General features: G+C 58.4%; 20 protein-coding genes. 6 read left to right on the top strand and 14 right to left on the bottom strand.

What is annotated here, in order from left to right; all coding sequences use genetic code 11:
* Positions 1-194: 194 nt before the first annotated feature.
* Positions 195-1,634 carry a hypothetical protein gene (locus QZ196_RS08160; protein ID WP_296425342.1) on the bottom strand — a complete coding sequence of 480 codons (1,440 nt, stop codon included), beginning with the start codon at positions 1,632-1,634 and terminating at the stop codon, positions 195-197.
* 134 nt (positions 1,635-1,768) lie between these two features.
* Here QZ196_RS08160 and galE point away from each other — a divergent pair, with 134 nt between their 5' ends.
* Entirely contained in the window at positions 1,769-2,794 is a 1,026-nt protein-coding gene (gene galE / locus QZ196_RS08155; protein ID WP_296425340.1) for a UDP-glucose 4-epimerase GalE, read from the top strand.
* Here galE and QZ196_RS08150 read toward each other — a convergent pair.
* Positions 2,791-3,372, bottom strand: coding sequence for a L,D-transpeptidase (locus tag QZ196_RS08150; protein ID WP_296425338.1), 582 nt, complete (start codon positions 3,370-3,372; stop codon positions 2,791-2,793). The genes galE and QZ196_RS08150 overlap by 4 nt on opposite strands.
* Before the next feature lie 167 nt (positions 3,373-3,539).
* Here QZ196_RS08150 and QZ196_RS08145 point away from each other — a divergent pair, with 167 nt between their 5' ends.
* Positions 3,540-4,091, top strand: a complete 552-nt coding sequence (locus tag QZ196_RS08145) for a CAP domain-containing protein (protein ID WP_296425346.1) — start codon at positions 3,540-3,542, stop codon at positions 4,089-4,091.
* Here the strand turns inward: QZ196_RS08145 and QZ196_RS08140 are convergent.
* From QZ196_RS08140 to QZ196_RS08110, 7 genes are all read right to left on the bottom strand, one after another.
* Positions 4,088-4,576, bottom strand: coding sequence for a L,D-transpeptidase family protein (locus tag QZ196_RS08140; protein WP_296425336.1), 489 nt, complete (start codon positions 4,574-4,576; stop codon positions 4,088-4,090). The genes QZ196_RS08145 and QZ196_RS08140 overlap by 4 nt on opposite strands.
* A gap of 88 nt (positions 4,577-4,664) precedes the next feature.
* Entirely contained in the window at positions 4,665-5,867 is a 1,203-nt protein-coding gene (locus QZ196_RS08135; RefSeq protein WP_296425334.1) for a class I SAM-dependent RNA methyltransferase, read from the bottom strand.
* The gene (locus QZ196_RS08130) at positions 5,868-7,700 is read right to left on the bottom strand and encodes an ABC transporter ATP-binding protein (RefSeq protein WP_296425331.1); all 1,833 of its coding nucleotides are present in this window, start codon (positions 7,698-7,700) and stop codon (positions 5,868-5,870) included.
* A gap of 118 nt (positions 7,701-7,818) precedes the next feature.
* On the bottom strand, positions 7,819-8,400 hold the full coding sequence (locus QZ196_RS08125) for a LysE family translocator (RefSeq protein ID WP_296425329.1): 582 nt from the start codon (positions 8,398-8,400) through the stop codon (positions 7,819-7,821).
* Positions 8,393-9,529, bottom strand: coding sequence for a CCA tRNA nucleotidyltransferase (locus QZ196_RS08120; protein ID WP_296425327.1), 1,137 nt, complete (start codon positions 9,527-9,529; stop codon positions 8,393-8,395). The genes QZ196_RS08125 and QZ196_RS08120 overlap by 8 nt, the downstream gene beginning before the upstream one ends.
* Complete coding sequence (locus QZ196_RS08115) at positions 9,526-10,110, bottom strand: CoA pyrophosphatase (RefSeq protein WP_296425325.1); 585 nt, start codon at positions 10,108-10,110, stop codon at positions 9,526-9,528. The genes QZ196_RS08120 and QZ196_RS08115 overlap by 4 nt, the downstream gene beginning before the upstream one ends.
* Positions 10,103-11,095 (bottom strand): Hsp33 family molecular chaperone HslO, encoded by a 993-nt coding sequence (locus QZ196_RS08110; RefSeq protein ID WP_296425323.1) that lies wholly within the window; start codon positions 11,093-11,095, stop codon positions 10,103-10,105. The genes QZ196_RS08115 and QZ196_RS08110 overlap by 8 nt, the downstream gene beginning before the upstream one ends.
* A gap of 77 nt (positions 11,096-11,172) precedes the next feature.
* On the opposite strand from QZ196_RS08110, the gene QZ196_RS08105 reads away from it, so the two are divergent.
* Positions 11,173-11,616, top strand: a complete 444-nt coding sequence (locus QZ196_RS08105; RefSeq protein WP_296425321.1) for an NUDIX hydrolase — start codon at positions 11,173-11,175, stop codon at positions 11,614-11,616.
* 121 nt (positions 11,617-11,737) lie between these two features.
* A complete protein-coding gene (locus QZ196_RS08100; RefSeq protein ID WP_296425320.1) occupies positions 11,738-12,958 on the top strand; it encodes an argininosuccinate synthase in 1,221 nt (406 codons plus the stop codon).
* On the opposite strand, the gene QZ196_RS08095 is transcribed toward QZ196_RS08100, so the two are convergent.
* Together QZ196_RS08095 and QZ196_RS08090 are read right to left on the bottom strand one after the other, a co-directional pair.
* The gene (locus QZ196_RS08095; protein WP_296425319.1) at positions 12,953-13,651 is read right to left on the bottom strand and encodes an HAD family hydrolase; all 699 of its coding nucleotides are present in this window, start codon (positions 13,649-13,651) and stop codon (positions 12,953-12,955) included. The two genes, QZ196_RS08100 and QZ196_RS08095, sit on opposite strands and share 6 nt — an antisense overlap.
* A complete protein-coding gene (locus QZ196_RS08090) occupies positions 13,651-14,556 on the bottom strand; it encodes a D-amino acid aminotransferase (RefSeq protein WP_296425317.1) in 906 nt (301 codons plus the stop codon). Before QZ196_RS08090 ends, QZ196_RS08095 begins: the two co-directional genes overlap by 1 nt.
* A gap of 133 nt (positions 14,557-14,689) precedes the next feature.
* On the opposite strand from QZ196_RS08090, the gene msrA reads away from it, so the two are divergent.
* Complete coding sequence (gene msrA / locus QZ196_RS08085; protein ID WP_296425316.1) at positions 14,690-15,331, top strand: peptide-methionine (S)-S-oxide reductase MsrA; 642 nt, start codon at positions 14,690-14,692, stop codon at positions 15,329-15,331.
* Here the strand turns inward: msrA and QZ196_RS08080 are convergent.
* Positions 15,322-16,188 (bottom strand): ribokinase, encoded by an 867-nt coding sequence (locus QZ196_RS08080; protein ID WP_296425315.1) that lies wholly within the window; start codon positions 16,186-16,188, stop codon positions 15,322-15,324. The two genes, msrA and QZ196_RS08080, sit on opposite strands and share 10 nt — an antisense overlap.
* On the bottom strand, positions 16,188-18,443 hold the full coding sequence (locus tag QZ196_RS08075; protein WP_296425314.1) for an NADP-dependent malic enzyme: 2,256 nt from the start codon (positions 18,441-18,443) through the stop codon (positions 16,188-16,190). Before QZ196_RS08075 ends, QZ196_RS08080 begins: the two co-directional genes overlap by 1 nt.
* 125 nt (positions 18,444-18,568) lie before the next feature.
* Between QZ196_RS08075 and mutS the strand changes: the two genes are divergently transcribed.
* Complete coding sequence (mutS, locus tag QZ196_RS08070; protein ID WP_296425313.1) at positions 18,569-21,196, top strand: DNA mismatch repair protein MutS; 2,628 nt, start codon at positions 18,569-18,571, stop codon at positions 21,194-21,196.
* Between the two features lie 67 nt (positions 21,197-21,263).
* On the opposite strand, the gene QZ196_RS08065 is transcribed toward mutS, so the two are convergent.
* Positions 21,264-21,818 (bottom strand): nucleotide exchange factor GrpE, encoded by a 555-nt coding sequence (locus QZ196_RS08065; protein WP_296425312.1) that lies wholly within the window; start codon positions 21,816-21,818, stop codon positions 21,264-21,266.
* Between the last annotated feature and the right edge of the window lies 1 nt (position 21,819).

Below are 21,819 nucleotides of genomic sequence, written 5' to 3'. Positions count from 1 at the left end.
CCCCGGCACATTGAGCCCAGACGCGAATATGTAGCACCCGCACACCACAGGGCACGCGAAACAAAACGGCCACCAACCGCAAGCGGAATAAGGAATGTCTTGCGTGTCGCCGGGATCTTTGTGGCATCAGGCGTTGTTGGCGCTTTGGGTTTGTTGGGCCCATTATTTAACTAGGCCACCGCCACAATCCGAAATTAGCCGCCCGAAAAAATCGCGCTTGCAGCATCGTTCACCAATGAACGAAAGTTATGCAAACCCATCAGCCGTTCATCTTCGACAGTGGCGCCCAACCCACCGACAGCGTCGAAAACTGCCATTATAGCGGCTTGTCCAACTAACGTATCCGCAACCTTGGGCCGTTCTTTATATAGGGTTCGGTTTTCATTGGTCAGGACTTGCCACACCATGTTGACCCGCAGAGGCCCTGCAATGTCTGGATGCAACGCCTCGGCGTGGCGGATGGCTGCGATAATGTATTCCTGCGCGTTTGCTTGGTCATAATCAGTTGTCAGCGCGCTGTTTTGCGATACCAGTTCCGCGTGATGATGCAGAGCGGCGTCCCAAAAGGGCGCTTTTTCGATGTTAAGCTTGCCCAGTCGATTTAAGCGCAGGCTGGTCATGGGGACGCGCGACACAACGCCAGCAATCATCTCAACGGTAACGCCCGACGGATCGGCGGCCAATTGGTTTGCATAGATCTCATCCCATTGCGCGGCACCGCGACTACGCGGCATGTGCGGCACAGGTTCGTCGCCGGTCAGGTTAATGACCAAACCCTTGCAGATCTCATCCAGCGGTGCAGTTTCCACATCAAGCCCGCGCTGCTCGAGATCGATCCTGATAACTTCCGATAGGTATCCAGGATGCGTATTTGTCCGTGGCGTCTGGGGGTAAAGCTGTCGGACCTGCCTTGCGGCTTTGAATGCGCCTGCACGCGATACATCAATGTAATTTGCTTTGCGTTGATGCGCCAAGATCGAGGCAATCGCCATATCATGACGATGATCCTCAAAGTCCCAGCTTTCAGGCACGCCAAGGCTGGCCGGAAGATCCGTCAGGATGCGTGGGTCGCGGGCATAGCTCAACCATGCTTCGATCTGCGAAATGCCTTCCGGGCTTGGCATGTAAAAAAGCGGGGCACCACTCAGTTGGGGGGCATGCAGCATTTCATCCGTATTGGCATCCATCAGAATGAAGCAATCAATCTTGGTATTGGCACATTGCCTGAACCATTCATTCCGGAACGCATGGATGAACCGCTTTGGCAATCGCGCGACCAGCGTCAAGATGGTGTGGGGAAAGGCCGGAAAAGGCTCAAAGCTACCCGGCAGGTATCGGCCAGCATCATTGTAGACAACGATGTCATTGGGTCCGACGTTCCGCAATGTCTCCAAGATAATATAGGGCTTCCAAAGCCAGTAACCGGCGCCCCGCGGCTGTGACAGAATTGCTTCGTTCTCGGCCCAGAACGGTGTCTGCCGCAGGTCCGCTTCGGTGTAATGACGCGCAGTCGTAAAACCTGCGGCAAGGGCTGCGGCACAATAGTTGTCCGCATTCGTGCGAAATGGCTCTTTTTCGTTCGAATAGGTGATGAAATGAGTGTCTCCGTAAAGCCGGTCAGATTTTCCCGTCACCAAAGTCCCTCTTTGTCAGCAGTGAACACGTCATTATTGCTTTAGTAGATTGCGCATAAGTCGTAAACCTATGGAAGGTTGCCTAAGTGGCGCACGCTTCATAATAATCTAATCTCAAAGGTTCGGAGACTGAAATGACCGTGTTGGTAACGGGCGGCGCTGGATACATTGGATCTCACATGACGCTGGATCTTCTGGCTGCCGGTGAGAACGTCGTCGTCGTCGATGATCTGCGCAGCGGTTTTCGCGATGCAGTGCCCGGTCATGCCATGTTTGTGCAGGGCGATATTGGCGATGCCGCATTGATATCGCAGGTTCTTGCCCAACATAAATGCGATGCAATCATTCACTTTGCCGGCTCCACCGTCGTGCCGGAATCAGTTTCACAGCCGCTTGATTACTATCAAAATAACAGCGCGAAAACGCTGGCTCTCCTTCAAGCGGCAGTTCAAGCCGGGGTTCCCAATTTCGTGTTTTCGTCAACCGCCGCCGTCTATGGCACGGTTGACAGCAAGCCCGTCAACGAAACCGTTCCGCTTTGCCCGGTGTCCCCTTATGGGGCATCCAAAATGATGAGCGAACGCATGTTGCAAGACGCCGCAGCGGCATTTCCATTACAATACGCGATTCTGCGCTATTTCAACGTGGCAGGCGCAGACCCTCAGGGACGCGCAGGGCAATCAACCCCGCATGCCACCCATCTGATCAAGGTCGCATGTCAGACAGCACTCGGCCTGCGCAGCTGCATGGATATATTCGGCGACAAGCACAGCACCAAAGATGGCACTGGCGTGCGAGACTACATCCACGTCAGCGATCTAACGGCGGCACATCTATTGGCGCTGAACCACTTGCGGGCAGGCAGGGGCAGCTTCATCGCCAACTGCGGCTATGGGCACGGCTTTTCCGTGCGCGAAGTCATAGACTGTGTTCAGGATGTCGCGGGCATCAATATTGACGTGAGTGTGACAGCCCCGCGCCCTGGGGAAATCGCCTCTGTCGTGGCAAATTCGGACAGATTAAAGATGCTCACACAGTGGGCACCAAAACATCAGAATCTGACACAGATCGTCACCTCGGCCTATCTTTGGGAACAACACCTGATCGAAAAGCGTCACAACCAACACGACGAAATCTGCAAGGCGGCCCCCGACGCTTAAATCAGCAAAACCTGAGTGCCGACTTTAGCGTAGCCAAACAGTTCGGCGATTTGCTCATTGTAAAGCCCAATACAGCCGTTTGACGACCGCCGCCCAATCTTGCGCGTGTCATGCGTGCCGTGGATGCGGTAATACTGCCATGACAGATAAAGAGCGTGCGTGCCCAACGGATTGTCTGGGCCCGGACCGATGAATTCCGGCCATTCGGGATTACGGATGCGCATGGCTGGCGTCGGTGCCCAGCTTGGGCCTTCAACCTTGCGGGTAATCTCTGTGCGGCCCGTGCGGGTCAAATCCTCGGTCAACGGCACGCTGGTCGGGAACAGCTTATAGACCGCCTCGTCCTCGGACCAGTAATGCAGCGCCCGTGACTGAATATCGACAAGGATCGCCCCGTTGCGCAGGTCGCTGAAGTACGGCTGCCAATCAAGCGATCGGAAACTCGAAATATTTCGCTGCACACCTTGGCTGATATCGCCTTCGATCTCGGTCGTGCCTGCGGTTTGCGCCACGGCACCGGTCCCGACTACGGCGGCAGTCGCCGCAAGAAAGCTGCGGCGTGAAAGGGCGTTGGACATCTTCGTCTCCATTTCAGGGTCGTTTGTCGTCTCTGGGTGCAATCTAATGTGTCTGGCACGCCACCGCAATTCAAACAAATGTCACAATGGCGCTTAGGCGCCGATGTGGGTTTGAAGTGTGACGTCAATACCGCTAAGAAATGACAACGCAACAAGGCGAGCAGCAAATGTATCGACGCGACATGATTTTTGGGTTGGCAGCCATAGGGGTTACCGCTTGCGCACAGGTTCCAGCAGGCAGGCTTGGCCCCGACGGCCTGCCGCTGCCATCGGTTTACCGTATTCAGCCCGGACAAGAAGCCGAGCTTCAGTTTCGCATGCTTGATAGCGTAAATGCGCTGCGCCAATCGGCCGGCTTGCCACCCGTCCAGCTTGATGGGCGTCTGAATGCAGCGGCAGCAACGCATGCACGCGATATGTCCCGCCAAAACCGGCCTTGGCTTTTTGGGTCCGACGGGTCCAGCCCCGTTGACCGCGCACGGCGCGTTGGCTTTCCGGGCCGTCTGCAAGGCGAGAATATTTCAGAATCTTACGAATCAGATTTGCAGACACTGGCCGCATGGATGGCACAGCCTGATACGCGCACCGTGATCATGGATCCAAACGCGCGGCTGATGGGTTTCGCATGGTTTCAGGAGCCGGCAGGCAAGCTTTGGTGGACGTTGAACATGGGCAGCGACCCTGCAATCACGCAACCAATCCCAAGCGGAGCGTTCTAAGCGTAGATGAAAATCTGTGTGCCGGTTTGGACCATCGCATAGATTTCATCCATCTCCTCGTTTTGCACGGCGATGCAGCCCCACGTCCAATCCTTTACGCCCAGCGCACGGGTTGGTGTGCCGTGGATAAAAATATCGCCGCCCGGCGGAACGCCAAGCGCGCGTGCATTGGCGATATCGTTCGCATTCGGATACGAAATGCCAAGCGACAGGTAAAAGCTGCTATTGGGATTGCGGCGATCAATGCGATAGGCGCCTTCGGGCGTGCGCCCGTCACCTTCCCGCTCTTTATGGCCAGATGGTGCGAACCCCAGTTCGAAATTATAGGCGCGTAGCAACAGGTCCTGGTTCAGCAACTGCAAGGTTCTTTGTTCTTTGAATACCTGAATACGGGTCACGTCCGGCCCGATATATTGCGGGGTTTCCGCCGCGCAGCCGGCCATGCCAAGCGCCGCGCCAACCATCACTGATCGTCTTGAAATCATCACTACTGCCCATCTTTGCGGTCTACGCCGTTTTTTTCCGTGTACAGGAAAAATATGATGAAAGGTAGGAAAAGCTGTGGCAGTGAATTTATTTTCGCGTGAACGACGTGACCACCTCAACATGCGCAGACCAGCGGAACTGATCAACGACCTGCACCCAATTCAGGGCAAAACCAGCATCGGTCAGCGTTTTGGCATCACGGGCAAATGTCACCGGATTGCACGACACCATTGCGATATTCCTGATGTCCGATCTTGCCAGCGTTTCAATCTGCGCCTCGGCCCCGGCGCGTGGCGGATCAATGACAGCGGCATCAAAATGGCGCAGCTCATCAGGTTCCAGCGGCCGACGGAAAAGATCACGCGCCTCTGTGGTCACCCGACGCAGTTCGCGCCCTGATCGCCAGCCACGGTCAAGCGCGGCAAGCATGGGCTTGTCGCCTTCAACCGCATGCACTTCGGCGTGCTTGGCCAGGGGCAAGGTAAATGTGCCACAGCCAGCGAACAGGTCGATAATGCGGGCGGCCTTATGGGTTATTTCCGCGACCCCTTGCAGCAACGCCGCTTCGCCGTGTTTAGTGGCTTGCAGAAACGCACCGGGCGGCGGGACCACCGGCGTCCCCCCAAAGTCTTGCGCTGGCGGGTTCAGCGTCACCACAGGTTCGTCATTCCAAACCAGTCGGCTTAGCCGATGTTGTTGGGCAAATTCCGCCAGCTCCATCCGCAATTGTGGGGTCAGTTCTTTGTCGGTGTTAACAAGAACATCCACGCCAAGCGGCGCTTCGGTCACAGTCAGATCAATCTCGCCTTTGCGCGAACAGGCGATGACGGTTAGCGCTTCAAGTGCGGGAAAGCTGGCGATCAGGGCCGGTGTCAGCAGCTGGCATTCCGGCACGGCAACCAAAACATCCGAAGCGCGCGCATGAAAGCCGACCATTGCGCCTTTTTTGGTGCGCCGACCCGATAGTTTCGCGCGTCGTCGCGATTGCGGCGGCGACGTCACAATAGCCCGGAAATCAGGGGCCAACCCATGCGCCTTCAGCGCCTTTTGCACGATTCCCAGTTTCCAATCGGCAACAAAGGCGTCTGTTGCATGCTGCATTGCGCAACCGCCGCAGGTCTTGAAATGCCGACATGGCGGCGCGACCCGATCCGTTGATGGCGTCACGATGCGGATCGTACCGTCCTGCGCCACGCTCACTTCTTCATCCGGCAGCACACGCGGCAACAGCGACCGCCCGTCAGAGGCGCGCCCCATTCCAAGGTGGGTCAAACTTTCGATTGTCAGCATTTATTCCGCCGCGTCTTTCACATTAATGAACCCGCCCGACTGGCGGTTCCAGTAGCGGGCATAAAGCCCGCCTTTGGCCAGCAGGTCCTCGTGTGTTCCTTGTTCGACGATGCGGCCCGCGTCAAGGACGATGATGCGGTCCATGCGCGCCAGCGTGGACAGACGGTGCGCAATCGCTATGACCGTTTTACCGTCCATCATAGACTCTAGCGCTGCTTGAATCGCGGCCTCTACTTCGGAATCAAGCGCGCTGGTCGCCTCATCCAGAACCAATATCGGCGCGTCCTTCAAGATGGCGCGCGCGATCGCAATCCGCTGTCGCTGCCCGCCCGACAGCTTGACACCCCGTTCGCCAAGATGTGCAGCATAGCCAGTGCGCCCCTTGTGATCGAGCAAATCAAGAATGAAATCATGCGCCTCAGCCTGCCGCGCGGCATCTTCAACCTCAACCTGCGTCGCATCATGTTTGCCATAGCGGATGTTGTCCCGCGCAGAGCGGTTAAACATCGCCGTTTCCTGTGTCACCATGGCGATCTGTCGGCGCAGGCTTTCCTGAGTCACATCGCGCACATCATGCCCATCGATCAAAATCCTACCGGATTCAGTGTCATAAAGCCGCAGCAACAGGGCAACCAAGGTCGATTTACCTGCACCGGACGCGCCCACAATGCCCAGTTTTTCACCCGGATTCACCGTCAGGCTCACATGATCCAGGCCCCCCGGCCCACCACCATAGCTAAAGCTGACATCCTCCAGCCTGATCGCGCCGCGATCCGCTGATAACTGCCCCGCGTCCGGCGCATCGGTCAGTTGATGTGCCGGGCTAAGGGTGCGCATCGCATCTTCGATTTCGCCCACGTTGGCGTACATCCCCATCAGCGCAAAACTGACCCAACCAGTCATCTGTGACAGGCGCAGCGCAATAGCGCCAGCCGCAGCGATATTGCCCGCCGTTGCGGCCCCCGTCGTCCAGAAATACAGCGTCATACCAACAAGCAGGATCGGCAAAGTCCCGCCCAACGCCATCAGCCAAAACCGAAACGACGCCGACAACCAGCCATAATTAACCGCCGTGCCCCAGTAGTTTTCCATCGCGTCAATTGCAGCCCGATCTTCATGCGCGTCATGGGCAAATAATTTAACGGTTTTGATATTCGTGATCGTATCGACAATCTGACCCGTCACCATCGCACGGGTTCCGGCCCGCGCCTTTGACCGTTCCCGAATACGCGGCATGAAAAAGCGGATCAGCCAAATATACGCAACGACCCACAGCGCCAACAGGCCTGCGGTGCGCAAATCAATCGTCAGCAGCAAAACGACCGACCCGATCAGGGATGCTAGCGCGAAAGCGACCGTGTGAATCATATCGACCGTAAGGTCGGTCGTCGCGCGCGCCGCTTGCATCTGTTTTTGCGCAATCCGTCCCGCAAAATCATCGTCGAAAAAGGTGACCGATTGCCCAAGCGAATGGCGGTGCAGCCGCGACAGGATCAAATTGCTGAGTGACGGCCCGACAACGACAGACTGCATCACGCCCGATACACCCAGTATGATCGGGCGCAGAATGGTGAAAAAAACCATCACCCCGATCAAAAGCGCCGCGTTATCCGCCAGATACTGATCAGGGGAAGAATTAAGTGCGCCGTCAATGACCCAACCCAGCATAAGCGCGGTCAGCACCTCTAGCGTGCCCGCCAAGGCAGACACTATTCCACCCAATGTCACCATGGTCAGGCTACCGCGCAACGCCCAGCGCAGAAACGCCATCAGCGTATCCGGCGGCGCGCCCCTTGCGGGCTCAAATGGGTCGATCCAGCGTTCTGGTGTCATAAAGCAACCTTTGTGCCGTGGGTTATCCGTGACAAATGGATGCCTGCAGGATAACGCCATCCATTTCTTTATCTAGGGCGCTGATGCGTTCTTCCAAGCATACGGCAAGGTGATTGGCTCAGATAAAAATTAGCGCCGAAAACCCGACAAGCCCAATAGCCATGATACGCAGAAAAATCTGCCACGCGACCGGATTTGTCAGCAAATACGACAGCAGCGCGCCAGCCATTGTCCAGAACAGGCAGACACCAAGGTTCAGCGTCGAAAACATCACACCCAATGTCATCGCTTGGTCCATTGCTGGCAACGTTGCGACATAGGCTGTCGCGCTCATGGCGACGGCCCAGACCTTGGGGTTGATCCACTGGAACAGGATCGCCTCGATAAAGGAGAACGGGCGCGCGCGGCTGTTGGTCTTGGCCGGATCTGCACGCCACAGGATCACGGCCATCCAAAGTATCCAAAGGCTGGCCACGATTTTCAGCAGTGCGGTCAGCATCGGTACCACGGCAAGCAACGCACCGATGCCCAGGCCAGTAATGCCAGCCGTAATGCCGACACCAATTGCGACCCCCAGGATATGCGGGATCGTGCGCTTGAACCCAAATCGCGCGCCCGAGGCGGTCAATAAAATCACGTTCGGTCCCGGCGAAAACAAGCCAAGGAACACGAACCCGATAAGAGGCAAAAGCTCAGCCAAGCAAGTCGGCTCTTGTCAGGGTGAATCCCGAAGCAATCCATCGGTTTTCGGCGTCTTTCAGTGCCTTGCCCAGCGCAGCGCCCTGAATTTCCGGCATCAGGTCAGCGGCCTTTAGGGGAAAAACCTCACCTGCACCCGTTTTTGCGGCTTCAGCCGCATCGGGGTCGATTTCGCGCCCAAGCGACGCTGCGCGAACGGCAAGAGCATCCATCGCTATCTGCAGACCAAACCGATAACCCAATGCGCCCGGCGCAAGGTCGCTTTGCATTTGCGCGTACCGTTTTGCGTCCCGGTTGGACAGCCGCATTGTGCACGTTGGGTCACCACCCAGCACGACAAGCCGCCGGATTGGATCGGGCGCTAGGGCGGCCTGATGTTCGACATGGATCAACACGGCAAGCGTGACGGCGGTTGATCCGGGCAGAATTTGTAACAGCCCTCCGGTCGCCGCGAACGATGCAACAGCCGGCGCCGGATCTGGCGCGGCAAGCAGTTTCAGCAACTCGCTGGTGACCCGCTCCTTGGAAAGACCTTGCAATCCTTCGATATTATCCGCGCACGCAGCAATGCCGTCGCGGTCCGGGCCTTCGTTCACATCGCCATACCATGCAAAAAAGCGGAAAAACCGCAGGACCCGCAGATAATCCTCTTTGATGCGCTGGTCGGCATCTTCGATAAAACGGATGCGGCGCGCGTATAGGTCTGGCAGCCCGCCAAGCGGATCGACGACAGTGCCGTCGGGACCCGCGTAAAGCGCGTTGACGGTAAAATCCCGGCGCCGCGCGTCATCTGTCATATTATCGGCAAATGCGACAGTGGCGCGCCGTCCGTCCGTTGCAATATCATGGCGGAACGTCGTCACCTCAAACGGCACGTTTTGGGAAATGACAGTGACTGTTCCATGGTCAATTCCGGTCGGTATCACCACAAGACCCGCAGCCTGCGCAAGCCGGGTCACCACGTCAGGGTGTGCGTCGGTCGCCAGATCAAGATCAGCAACCGGTTCGTGCAGCAGCTCATTGCGAACGCATCCGCCGACAAACCACGCCTGATACCCCGCGTCAGTCAAGACGCGACAGACCGTTTGCGGCCCAATATCCGTCAGCCAAGATGCGGTGATCCGGGTCATGCCATGCGTTCCGCAAGGACACGCAGGATACATGCCGTTGCACCCCAGATATAATAGGGGCCATAGGGAACGGCATAATAGTGGCGTTTGCGGCCCTGCCAATGACGGCCCTCGACCCGGAACAGCGTTGTGTTGATGACATGGGCAAGCGGGACCTCGAACACTTCGCTCACTTCGCCCGCTTCAGGAATTGGATCGTAGTGGCCCGTCAGCAATGCCAGAACCGGCGTGACCTGATAGCCGGTGACCGTCCGATGGACGGGCAATTCGCCAAGGATGTTGACAATGTGCCCCGGCAGACCGATTTCCTCATTGGCCTCGCGCATGGCAGCGGCGATCAGGGTTGGATCTGTCGGGTCCTGCTTGCCCCCCGGAAACGCAATTTGCCCCGGATGATGTTTTAACCGAGCCGAGCGTTTGGTAAGAATAACAGTCTGTGTTTCGGCCCGAATGGCAATCAGCACCGCCGCCGGCGTTAATTTCGCATCAGGTGCCTGAACATCATTGTTCAGATCAAAATCTGACGACGCGCAGCCTTTTTTGGCCAGCGCGTCAATCAATCGTTTGTGCAGGTCAGACACTTTGATCCTTGGCCTCGAACCCCAGCGTCTCGGGCAAAAAGGTGTAGTGCGCGCCGCAAAACTGACAATCCGCAGTCACAGTGCCCGCGTCGGTCGTCATCGTGCCGATGTCCTTGGCCGAATAAATCGAAAGACTTTGCCTGACGCGATCTGCGGAACATGTGCAGCCAAACGTGACTGGCTGCGCGTCGAAAACGCGCGGCCCTTCTTCGTGGAACAACCGGATCAGCAAGTCCGTTGGCGCGACCGTCGGGCCAATCAGTTCGATATCGTCAACCGTATCCAACAGCACATTGGCCCGTTTCCAATTTTCACCCTCATCCTGGGTCAAGATATCCACTGCCTCCAGCAATCCACCTTCGCCCGACCCCCCGTCGCCCGCGGCAAAGGGTGACGCCTTGGGCATATGTTGCAGCATCACACCACCAGCGCGCCACCGGGTGGCTTCTCCGGGCAGTTGGGACTGACCAAACGTCAGCGAAAACCGGGTCGGCAGCTGTTCAGACTGGGCGAAATATGCCTCGGCGCAGGATGACAACGAACCACCGGTGATCGGGGTTATCCCCTGATATGGCGTCGTTCCTTCGCCCTGATCAATCAAGATTGCGAAATAACCGCTGCCAAGATGGCCAAACGGGTCGGCATCATGATCCAACTGATCAGCGTCATAGGAGGCATACGCGCGAACGCGGGCTGGCTGCCCCTCATCTGTTGGGCCATAGTAGTCTGTTGCAATCAGGCGCACAGCACCAGAGCCGCGCACCTGAAGCGACAGCTTCCAACGCAGCTTCATGGTCTGGCCAATCAACGCGGTCAGCAAAGCCATTTCAGCGACCAGCCCTTCGATGATTGGCGGATAGTCGTGCTGCGACAATACCTGCTCCAACACGCCATCCAAACGGGCCACCCGGCCACGGATGTCGGATGCATCAAGTTGAAACGGCAGGACGGTGTCGTCCCAAGCGATCTGTGCGCTGAGGCTCATGGGCTTTCCTTACATGTCAGGAGTGGGCATACCGCGCCTATATAGGCGGGGCAAGCCAGCGTCCAAGGGAAGAAGTGATGATCAGACGATATGGTGAGGCGCCACTCAGCGCCCAACGCTATCAGGTACGCCATGGGGCATACGCGGTCTTGCGCCGTGACGGGCAGGTCTTGCTGACCCGACAAAAGGCCGAACAGGACGAATTGCAGTTGCCCGGCGGGGGCATTGATCCGGGCGAAGGGGCCATTCAGGCGCTTCACCGCGAAACCTATGAAGAAACCGGATGGCGCATCGCCCGGCCCCGCCGTTTGGGCGCGTTCCGGCGGTTCACATATATGCCGGAATATGACAAATGGGCCGAAAAAGTGTGCCACATCTATCAAGCCTTTCCCGTCCGCCGATTGGGCCCGCCGACAGAACCGGGCCATACCGCCATCTGGATGGACCAGGACGCAGCGGTTTCGCTGCTTTTCAATGAAGGCGACGCCGCGTTTCTGGCGCAGCTCATTTTAGCCAGCTAAACGCACATCTTCACCAAAGCGCCAACGATCGTTGTTTCGATCATCGGCTGCGCTGTTCTTGCCCTGCCTGCGGAAAACCGATATCGCGCGTTTCCAGATACATTGACGTAAAGGCATATCCATGACCGCTCCGAAAAAAGTCGTTTTGGCCTACTCCGGTGGCCTTGATACCTCGATCATCCTCAAATGGCTGCAAATCGAATACGGTTGCGAGGTCGTGACCTTTACCGCCGATCTGGGCCAGGGTGAAGAATTGGAACCGGCCCGCAAAAAGGCCGAAATGATGGGCGCAAGCGCCATCTATGTGGAAGACCTGCGCGAAGAATTCGTGCGCGATTTCGTGTTCCCGATGTTCCGCGCCAATGCGCTGTACGAAGGGCTGTATCTGCTGGGCACCTCCATCGCCCGCCCGCTGATTTCCAAGCGTCTGGTCGAAATTGCTGCAGCCGAAGGCGCCGATGCAGTATCCCACGGCGCGACCGGCAAGGGCAACGATCAGGTCCGGTTTGAACTGGCGGCCTATGCCCTGAATCCAGAAATTAAGGTCATTGCGCCTTGGCGTGAATGGGATCTGACCAGCCGGACACGTCTTTTGGAATTCGCCGAAGCGCATCAAATTCCCGTAGCCAAGGATAAACGCGGCGAGGCACCGTTTAGTGTGGATGCCAACCTGCTGCATACGTCATCCGAAGGCAAAGTGCTTGAGAACCCCGGCGAAGAAGCGCCCGATTATGTCTATCAGCGCACGGTTAAGCCTGAAGATGCGCCCGACACGCCGGAAATGGTGGAAATCACGTTTGAGCATGGCGATGCGGTCGCGATCAATGGTGAGGCGATGTCGCCTGCGACCGTTTTGACGAAGCTGAATGAACTGGGCGGCAAACATGGCGTCGGTCGGCTTGATCTGGTCGAAAACCGCTTTGTCGGTATGAAATCGCGCGGGATATACGAAACCCCCGGCGGCACCATATTGCTGGAGGCGCACCGCGGGATTGAGCAGATCACGCTGGATTCCGGTGCAGGCCACCTGAAAGACAGCATCATGCCGCGTTACGCAGAGCTGATTTACAACGGCTTCTGGTTCTCGCCAGAACGCGAGATGCTGCAGGCGCTCATCGACAAATCACAAGAACATGTAACTGGCACCGTGCGCGTCAAGCTTTACAAAGGCTCTTGCAACACGGTCGCACGCTGGTCGGATCATTCGCTTTATTCCGAGGCACATGTGACGTTTGAAGACGATGCCGGTGCCTATGACCAGAGCGACGCGCAGGGTTTCATTCAACTGAATGCGCTGCGTCTGAAACTGCTGGCGGCACGGAACCGGCGCCTGAAGTCATAAGGCCAGCGCGGCAAGCCTTTCATAGTGACCCCGTGCAGCCGCGCAAAGCGTGGCCGCACGGCCCGTCAGCTGCGGCATTGGCCCTTCTGGCCCTGCAAAACCCGAACTTTGATGGACTGCGTTGTACCAATGCGCGGCCCAAACTCCGTCATCGGCCTTTGGGCCTTTTGGCCAGTGCAGCATGGCTGGATCAAAGGGCAGATCAATCGCATTACAGAGCCTGACAAGGGCTTTTTCTGGGTTTTTCCGAATGTCTGCGCTGTCGATCACGACCCCGCCAATCCTGTCAAAAAGCGCGGATTGCTGCGCAAAGCCGATATCGTCCAGCGTCATGTCCGGCCGCTTTGCCCCGTAGCTGGCGATCACCCGCGCGGGGTGGCGGATCAGGTGAATATTCACACACTGTTTCGCCCAGTCGAGGGAAAACCCGTCGATCATGTGGTGTGGCATATGTTTCATATAAAAATGCGGCTTTTGCGCCGGAATAGTGTCTAAACAACGCGCCGCGACCTTGGTGGGGTCAGTTTCATGGGCCGCGATAATTTCGGCCCGCATCGGGTGGTCCGCACCCGTTGCCGCAAGGTAGGGCGCATAGAATGGTTCGTCCCAAACGGCAAAGTCTGAACGGTTCCCAAAGGCATACATCATCGCAGTTGACAGATTGCGCGGCCCCGACCACATGGCGATCCGCATCACGTACAGACCGCGTACAGAAGCTGAACGTATAGCGTGCGTATGCTTTGGGTTACCGGCCCCATGGTCCCGGCACCGATTTGGCGCCCGTCGATGTGGCTGACGGGCGTTTGCGCACCGAAGGTGCCGGTCAGGAATGCCTCGTCCGCGCTGTAGGTATCGACCAGGCTGAAGTTGCGTTCAAACACCGGGATGCCATTGGCGCGGCACAGGTCGATCACCTTTTGCCGGGTGATCCCGTTCATGCAGTAATCCCCGGTCGAGGTCCAAACCGCCCCCTTCTTGACGATAAAGAAATTGCACGCGTTGGTCGTGTTCACGAAACCATGCACGTCCAGCATCAGCGCTTCGTCGGCGCCGGCCTTTTGTGCCGCGATACAGGCAAGGATGCAGTTCAGTTTCGAATGGCTGTTTAGCTTGGGGTCCTGGGTCATGGGCAAGCCGCGCTGATGCGGGACCGTGGCCAAGGTAATCGGGCGCGGAATCTTCGGTTTGGAATGCTCCATGATGATCACGAACGTCGGCCCGGACCGCGATAAACCGGGGTGCTGGAACGGGCGGACCTTGACGCCCCGGGTGATCATCAGGCGCGCATGGGCATCGGTGGTCATACCGTTGGCGTCCTGCGTCGCCAGCAAGGCCGCGATGACGCCGTTCCGGTCCATGCCGATATCCAGGTCGATCGCCTTGGCCGCCTCGAACAGTCGACCAATATGTTCATCCATGAAGGCCCAGGTGCCGCTATACAGCCGCAACCCTTCCCACACGCCGTCGCCCAACATGAAGCCGCTGTCATAGACGCTGACCGTGGCCTGCGATTTCGGGACAATCCGGCCATCGACGTAGATCAGGATATGTTCGTTGCGCGCGTCTTCTTCGGCTTGGTGTGTGGTGACTTCGGTCATTTTGGTCCTCCTGTCGGAACGCTAGGGCGGGATGAGAAATGTTCCAAGAGGTAAACAGCGCGTGAGATCACCTGCGTGTGCATTGCACGGATCATCAAAAGGCAGGCAGGCTGGCCCACAAAGGAGATACAAGATGTTCAAGACACTGAAAGCTGTCGCACTGGCGGTTGCCATTGCGCCCGTCGGGCAGGTGGCGGTTGCCGAAGATATCCAGACAGCCACCGTCGCGGGCGGTTGTTTTTGGTGCGTCGAAAGCGATTTCGAATCGGTGGCGGGCGTGCAAGAGGTTGTGTCGGGCTACACCGGCGGCACCACGGCTGACCCGACCTATCAGACCATCAAAGGCACCGGGCATTACGAGGCGGTCGAGATTACCTATGACGCCGATGTCATCAGCTATGACGCATTGCTGCGTCTGTTCTTTCGGTCGGTAGACCCAACAGATGCGGGCGGGCAGTTTTGTGACCGCGGTGACAGCTATCGCACAGCTATTTTCGTGTCTAACCCGGCCCAACGCGCCGCTGCAGAAGCAGCCAAGGCAGACGCGCAGCGTGAACTTGGCCAGCAGATTGTCACGCCGATTTTGGACGCAGCCCGGTTTTACGAAGCCGAAGCGTATCATCAGGATTACTACAATGGCCAGTCGATCGTGCTGACCCGTCGCGGGCCAAAGCGCCAAACCGAGGCCTACGCATTTTATCGTCAGGGCTGTGGCCGTGATACGCGGGTCGCCCAGCTATGGGGTGATGACGCGCCGTTTGTGCATCACGATTGAAACGCCTGCACTTCGGATAGATCGGGGATCACGTCGGCGGTGCCGTGGCGCATGACCATCAGCGCGGCCGCCTTGGTTGCGAGATTGATCGCTTGGGCCATCGGCATCCCCCGATCAAGACCGGCCAACACGTAGCCGGTAAACGTATCGCCCGCGCCTGTCGTATCGACGGGCGCGACGTTGATCGCATCAAAGTGCTGTTTTCCGTCCGCGCCGTACCAATCGGCACCATCGGCGCCAAGGGTCACAATCACATCGCGCACCGGCAGGTCGGCGGGCGTTTGGCCGGTCGCCGTTTGCAACTGCGCGGCCTCGACGGCGTTCAGGATCAGAAAATCCAGATATGGCAGGACCGCCAGAACCCTGTCGGCATCAAAAGGGGCGGCGGCATAGGCCACGCGCAGACCCATCTTCTTGCCCAGAGCGGCGGCGGTACGTTGCAGGTTGGTTTCGTTTTGGATAACCAGCCAGTCGCCGGTTTGCGCCTCGGCCATGGCGGTTTGCAGCGTGGTTTGCGGGATTTCGGCGTTGGCGCCGGGGTGCAGGACGATGGCGTTTTCGCCCTGCGGATCGACCATGATGATCGCTTGGGCGGTTTCTGTGGCAACGGTCGTGATGTGCCGGGTATCAACGCCGTATTCCAGCAACCGGTCCACGGCCCAGCGCCCATCGGGGCCAACCGCGCCGATGTGGTTCACATGGGCGGCGGCACGGGCGGCGGCGACCGACATATTGGCCCCCTTGCCGCCCAGAAACATCTGTCGGTTCATGGACGACAGGGTTTCCCCCGGCGCCGGGATATGCGGCACCGCATAGACGACATCCGCGTTGATCGAACCAAGGTTCCAAAGCGCCATCAGTCGATCCGGCAGGCCGCGATGACGGCCATGTTCAGGATGTCATTCACGGTTGAGACGGTCGAACAGATCTGCACCGGCTTGCCGATCCCCGACAGGATCGGGCCAATCACGGTCGCCCCGCCCATTTCCTGCAACAACTTGACCGAGATGGACGCGGAATGGCGCGCGGGCACCACCAGCACGTTCGCCGGGCCAGTCAGCCGCGAAAACGGATAATGTTCCATGGCTTTGGGGTTCAGCGCGACGTCAACGGTCATTTCACCTTCGTATTCGAAATTGACCCTGCGCTGATCCAGCACACGCGGGGCCTGGTGCATCTTTTCGGCCCGTTCGGACACCGGATAACCGAACGTCGAGAACGACAGGAACGCCACGCGCGGTTCCAGGCCCAGTTCGCGGGCGACAGAGGCACCGCGTTCGGCGATATCGGCAAGATCATTTTCATCCGGCCATTCGTGAACCAGCGTATCCGCGATCAAGATGATCCGGCCTTTGTTCAGGACTGCCGTGACGCCCACCGCGCCATCGTGGGGCTGCGCGTCAAAGACGTGGTTGATCAGTTCCAGCACATGCGCCGATTTGCGGGTCGCCCCGGTGACCATTCCGTCAGCGTGCCCGTGGGCCAGCATCAGCGCAGCAAAGACATGCCGGTCGCGCGCGGCAAGGCGATGGACATCTTGCGTGTCAAACCCCTTGCGCTGCAGGCGTTTGTACAAGAAATCCTTGTAGGTTTCGAGGTGTTCGGTGTTGGCGGCGTTCACGATTGTCAGTTCGCTGACAGCATCAGCCAAACCTTCGGCCGTCAGCTTGTTCCGCACATCGCTATCGCGCCCAACGACAAGCGCCTTGCCCATGCCGGAGCGTTGATAAAGAACGGCGGCGCGCAGCACGCGGGGGTCGTCGCCTTCGGCAAAAACCACGGTGGATTGTGCGGCGCGGGCGCGCGCGTTGAGGCTGCGCAAGATCGACGCGGTCGGGTCCATCCGGGATTTCAGCGATGCCTCGTAGGCGTCCATATCCACGATGGGCCGCCGGGCCACCCCGGTTTTCATGCCGGCACGCGCCACGGCGGTGGGAATCCGGTGAATGAGGCGGGGATCAAACGGCGTGGGGATGATGTAATCGCGCCCAAAGCTGAGTTTCTTACCATAGGCCATCGCGACCTCGTCCGGGACGTCTTCGCGGGCGAGCGCGGCGAGCGCTTCGGCGCAGGCGATTTTCATGGCGTCGTTGATCGCACGGCCGTGGATATCAAGCGCGCCACGGAACAGATAGGGAAAGCCAAGTACGTTATTGACCTGATTGGGGTAATCGCTGCGGCCGGTGGCCACGATGGCGTCTTCGCGGACGGCGTGGGCTTCTTCCGGGGTGATTTCAGGGTCAGGGTTGGCCATGGCAAAGATGACCGGATTTGGGGCCATGCTGATCACCATATCCTGGGTCACGGCGCCCTTTGCGCTGACGCCAAGAAAGACATCGGCGCCGTCCATCGCGTCGGCTAGGGACCGGGCCTTGGTTGTTGCGGCATGGGCCGACTTCCATTGGTTCATGCCTTCGGTGCGGCCTTGGTAGATAACGCCCTTGGTATCGCACATGATGCAGTTGTTGTGCTGAGCGCCCATCGCCTTGAGCAGTTCAAGGCAAGCGATCCCTGCCGCTCCCGCACCGTTCAGCACGATTTTGACATCTTCGATTTTCTTGCCCGACAGGTGCAGCGCATTCAGCAGACCGGCGGCACAGATCACGGCGGTGCCATGTTGATCGTCATGAAAGACGGGGATGTCCATTTCTTCCTTGAGACGCTGTTCGATGATAAAACATTCGGGTGCTTTGATGTCTTCAAGGTTGATGCCGCCAAACGTCGGCCCCATCAGGCGGACCGCGTTGCAAAAGGCGTCCGGGTCTTCGGTATCCAGTTCGATATCAATCGAGTTTACATCGGCAAAGCGTTTGAACAGGACCGATTTCCCCTCCATCACCGGCTTGGACGCAAGCGCGCCAAGATTGCCAAGGCCAAGGACAGCGGTGCCGTTGGTGATGACAGCGACCAGATTGCCCTTGTTGGTATAATCGTATGCGGCGGCAGGATTGGCGTGAATTTCTTCGCAGGGGATGGCCACACCGGGCGAATAAGCCAGCGACAGGTCGCGCTGTGTGGTCATTGGCACGGTGGCCTGAATTTCCCATTTTCCGGGGGTGGGCTGCATGTGAAATGCCAGCGCATCCTCGCGGGTCAATTTGGTCTTGGCCATGTGTTCCTCCCATTGGCGTTCGCATGACATAGCGGTTTGCAGGCCGGGGCCGCAACGGGTTCATTTCGGGGTTTCGCCGCTAACATCGGCTGGGTAGTGTCGCGCGTAATGATCCGGGGGGATACATGAGCACCACGACCAGCAATGTCACACCGATGATGGCGCAATATCTGGACCTGAAGGCGGGCTATCCAAACGCCTTGTTGTTTTACCGGATGGGCGACTTTTACGAGATGTTTTTCGATGATGCCGTGGCGGCATCGGCGGCGCTTGATATTGCGCTGACCAAACGGGGCAAACATGAGGAAAAGGACATCCCGATGTGCGGTGTCCCGGTCCATGCGTCCGAGGGGTATTTGCTGACGCTGATCCGCAAGGGATTTCGTGTCGCGGTATGCGAGCAGATGGAAAATCCCGCCGAGGCGAAAAAGCGCGGCGCAAAGTCAGTTGTGAAGCGCGATGTCGTGCGGCTGGTCACGCCCGGCACATTGACCGAGGATTCATTGCTGGACGCGCGGCGGCACAATTTCTTATCCGCCTATGCGGTGGTCCGCGATGAAGCGGCGCTGGCTTGGGTCGATATTTCGACCGGGGCGTTTCACGTGATGGTCTGCCCGCCCGTGCAACTGGGCCCCGAACTGGCGCGGTTAAGCCCGCGCGAGGTGATCGTTGTTGATGGATCAGAAGCGGACTGGGCCGGAATAGTGTCTGATTCCGGCGCTGCATTGACGACACTGGGCGCTGCGGCATTCGATAGCACGGCGGGCGAAAAGCGGCTGTGTGGGCTGTATAAGGTCGGGTCGCTGGACGGATTTGGCAGCTTCAGCCGGGCCGAGGTCGCGGCAATGGCGGCGGTGGCGGAATATCTGGACATCACCCAAAAGGGCAATCTGCCGCTGCTGCGCCCACCCGTTCAGGAAGGCCAGACCGCAGCGATGCAGATCGACGCCGCGACGCGCCGGTCGCTTGAGTTGACACATGGTTTGAACGGCGGGCGGCAGGGGTCGCTGTTGCACTGCGTCGATCGTACCGTCACGGCGGGTGGTGCGCGGTTGCTGGAACGGCGGCTCGCGTCGCCTTCGTGCACGCTGTCGGTCATCGCGGCGCGGCAGGCGTCAGTGGGGTATCTGGTCGAAAAGACGCGGCTTGTCGCCGATGTCCGGGACAGGTTGCGCGGCGTGCATGATCTGGACCGCGCGCTGTCGCGTCTGGCGCTGGATCGGGGCGGGCCGCGCGATATGGCTGCGATCCGCAATACAATTGGGCAAGCCGCCGGATTGGCCGCGTGTCTTCCCACGGACGTGGCCCCGGTGCTGGCCGAGGCGGCGCAAGATCTGATCGGGTATGATGATTTGCTGGCGTTGCTTAATGACGCGCTGGTGGCGGAACCGCCGTTATTGGCGCGCGATGGCGGGTTTATCGCGCCGGGATATGACGCGGATCTGGATGATGCCCGCACGTTGCGTGACGAAGGCAGATCGGTGATTGCGGCGATGCAGGCAGAGTTTATCACACTGTCCGGCGTGCCCTCCCTGAAGATCAAGCACAACAATGTGCTGGGCTATTTCATCGAAACGACGGCAACCCACGCCGACAAGATGATGGCCCCGCCATTGAACCAGACATTTATCCACCGCCAGACTACCGCCAATCAGGTCCGGTTCACCACGGTCGCGCTGAGCGAGATTGAGACACGGATCTTGAACGCAGGCGGGCGGGCGCTTGAGATTGAAAAGCGGCTCTATTCCGGCCTGATTACAGCGATTATGGCCCAAGCCGGGCCATTGGGCGCGCTGGCCAAAGCGCTGTCTGAGTATGATCTGGCAACTGCGTTGGCACATCTGGCCGTCGCGGAAAGCTGGGTTTGCCCAAAGATTGATGAAAGCCGCGCATTTGATATCATCGGCGGGCGGCATCCGGTGGTCGAGGCGGCGCTGCAAAAATCGGGTGCGCCGTTCATTGCCAATGACTGTGGGCTGACCGACGCCTCAATCTGGTTGCTGACCGGGCCGAACATGGCCGGTAAGTCGACGTTTTTGCGGCAGAACGCGCTGCTGGCGATACTGGCGCAGATGGGCAGCTTTGTCCCGGCGACGGCGGCGCATATCGGGATCGTCAGTCAAATTTTCAGCCGGGTCGGCGCGTCCGATGATCTGGCGCGGGGGCGGTCCACGTTCATGGTCGAAATGGTCGAAACGGCTGCGATTCTTAATCAGGCAGATGATCGCGCCTTGGTTATTCTGGATGAAATTGGCCGGGGCACGGCAACCTATGACGGGTTGTCGATCGCCTGGGCCACGTTGGAACATTTGCATGATGTGAACCGCTGTCGGGCGCTTTTTGCCACGCATTATCATGAAATGTCGGCGCTTTCGGCCAAACTGGACGGGGTGGAAAACGCGACGGTCACCGTGAAGGAATGGGATGGCGACGTTATTTTCCTGCACGAGGTGAAACGCGGCACCGCCGACCGCAGCTATGGGGTGCAGGTCGCGCGGCTGGCAGGGTTGCCCACGGTTGTTGTGGAACGCGCCAAAGTCGTGCTGGAGGCCCTGGAAAAAGGCGAGCGTGAGGGTGGCGGCGTGCGCAAAGCGTTTATTGATGACCTGCCACTGTTTGCGGCCGCGCCTGCGCCAATCATGGCGAAACCCAAGGAATCAGGAGTCGAGGCAAAGCTGAAAGGCGTTTTACCCGACGAGCTGACCCCAAAAGAGGCGCTGGCGCTGATTTATGAGCTGCGTGATATGCTGTGAAACAAGCAAGGCGGGGAGGAAATCCCCGCCTTGCCGTTCTGTAAATCAGGTCCGGGGTTATGTCGCGTCAGGATGCGGGTGTTGACGACACGCCCACCTGCGCCGGGCGCAGCAACCGGTCGTGCAACATGAAACCTTCGGTCATGACCTGAATGATGTCACCGGCCTTGGTCCCGGGAACCGGTGCTTCGAACATGGCCTGATGGTTTTGGGGATCGAATTTATCACCGACTTCAGGCACAATAGGGTCGATTCCATGCTTTTTGAAGACGCTGATCAGCTCGCGCATGGTCAGTTCGATTCCTTCAAGAAGGGCCCGGTTCACCTGCTGCTCGGCCTCGTTTGCAGATTGCAGGGCACGGCGCATATTGTCGTAGACCGGCAGCATGTCGCGGGCCAGCTTGGAGCTGCCATAATTTTCACCCTCGCGCCGGTCACGTTCAGCCCGCTTGCGGGTGTTTTCGGCGTCAGCAAGCGCACGCATGAATTTATCGCGGAATTCATCGCGCTCTACGCGCAGCGCCTCGATTTCATCAAACGTGGCATCAGATGCCATGTTCATTTCGTCGCCTTCTGCGGCAAGTTCATCAAGGCTTTGAAATTCGGCGTCTTTGTGGGCCATC

The sequence above is a fragment of the Yoonia sp. genome (assembly GCF_017854565.1).
Taxonomy (GTDB): domain Bacteria; phylum Pseudomonadota; class Alphaproteobacteria; order Rhodobacterales; family Rhodobacteraceae; genus Yoonia.
The sequence above is the reverse complement of the archived record's forward strand: the minus strand, read 5'-3'. Positions and strand labels throughout refer to the sequence as shown.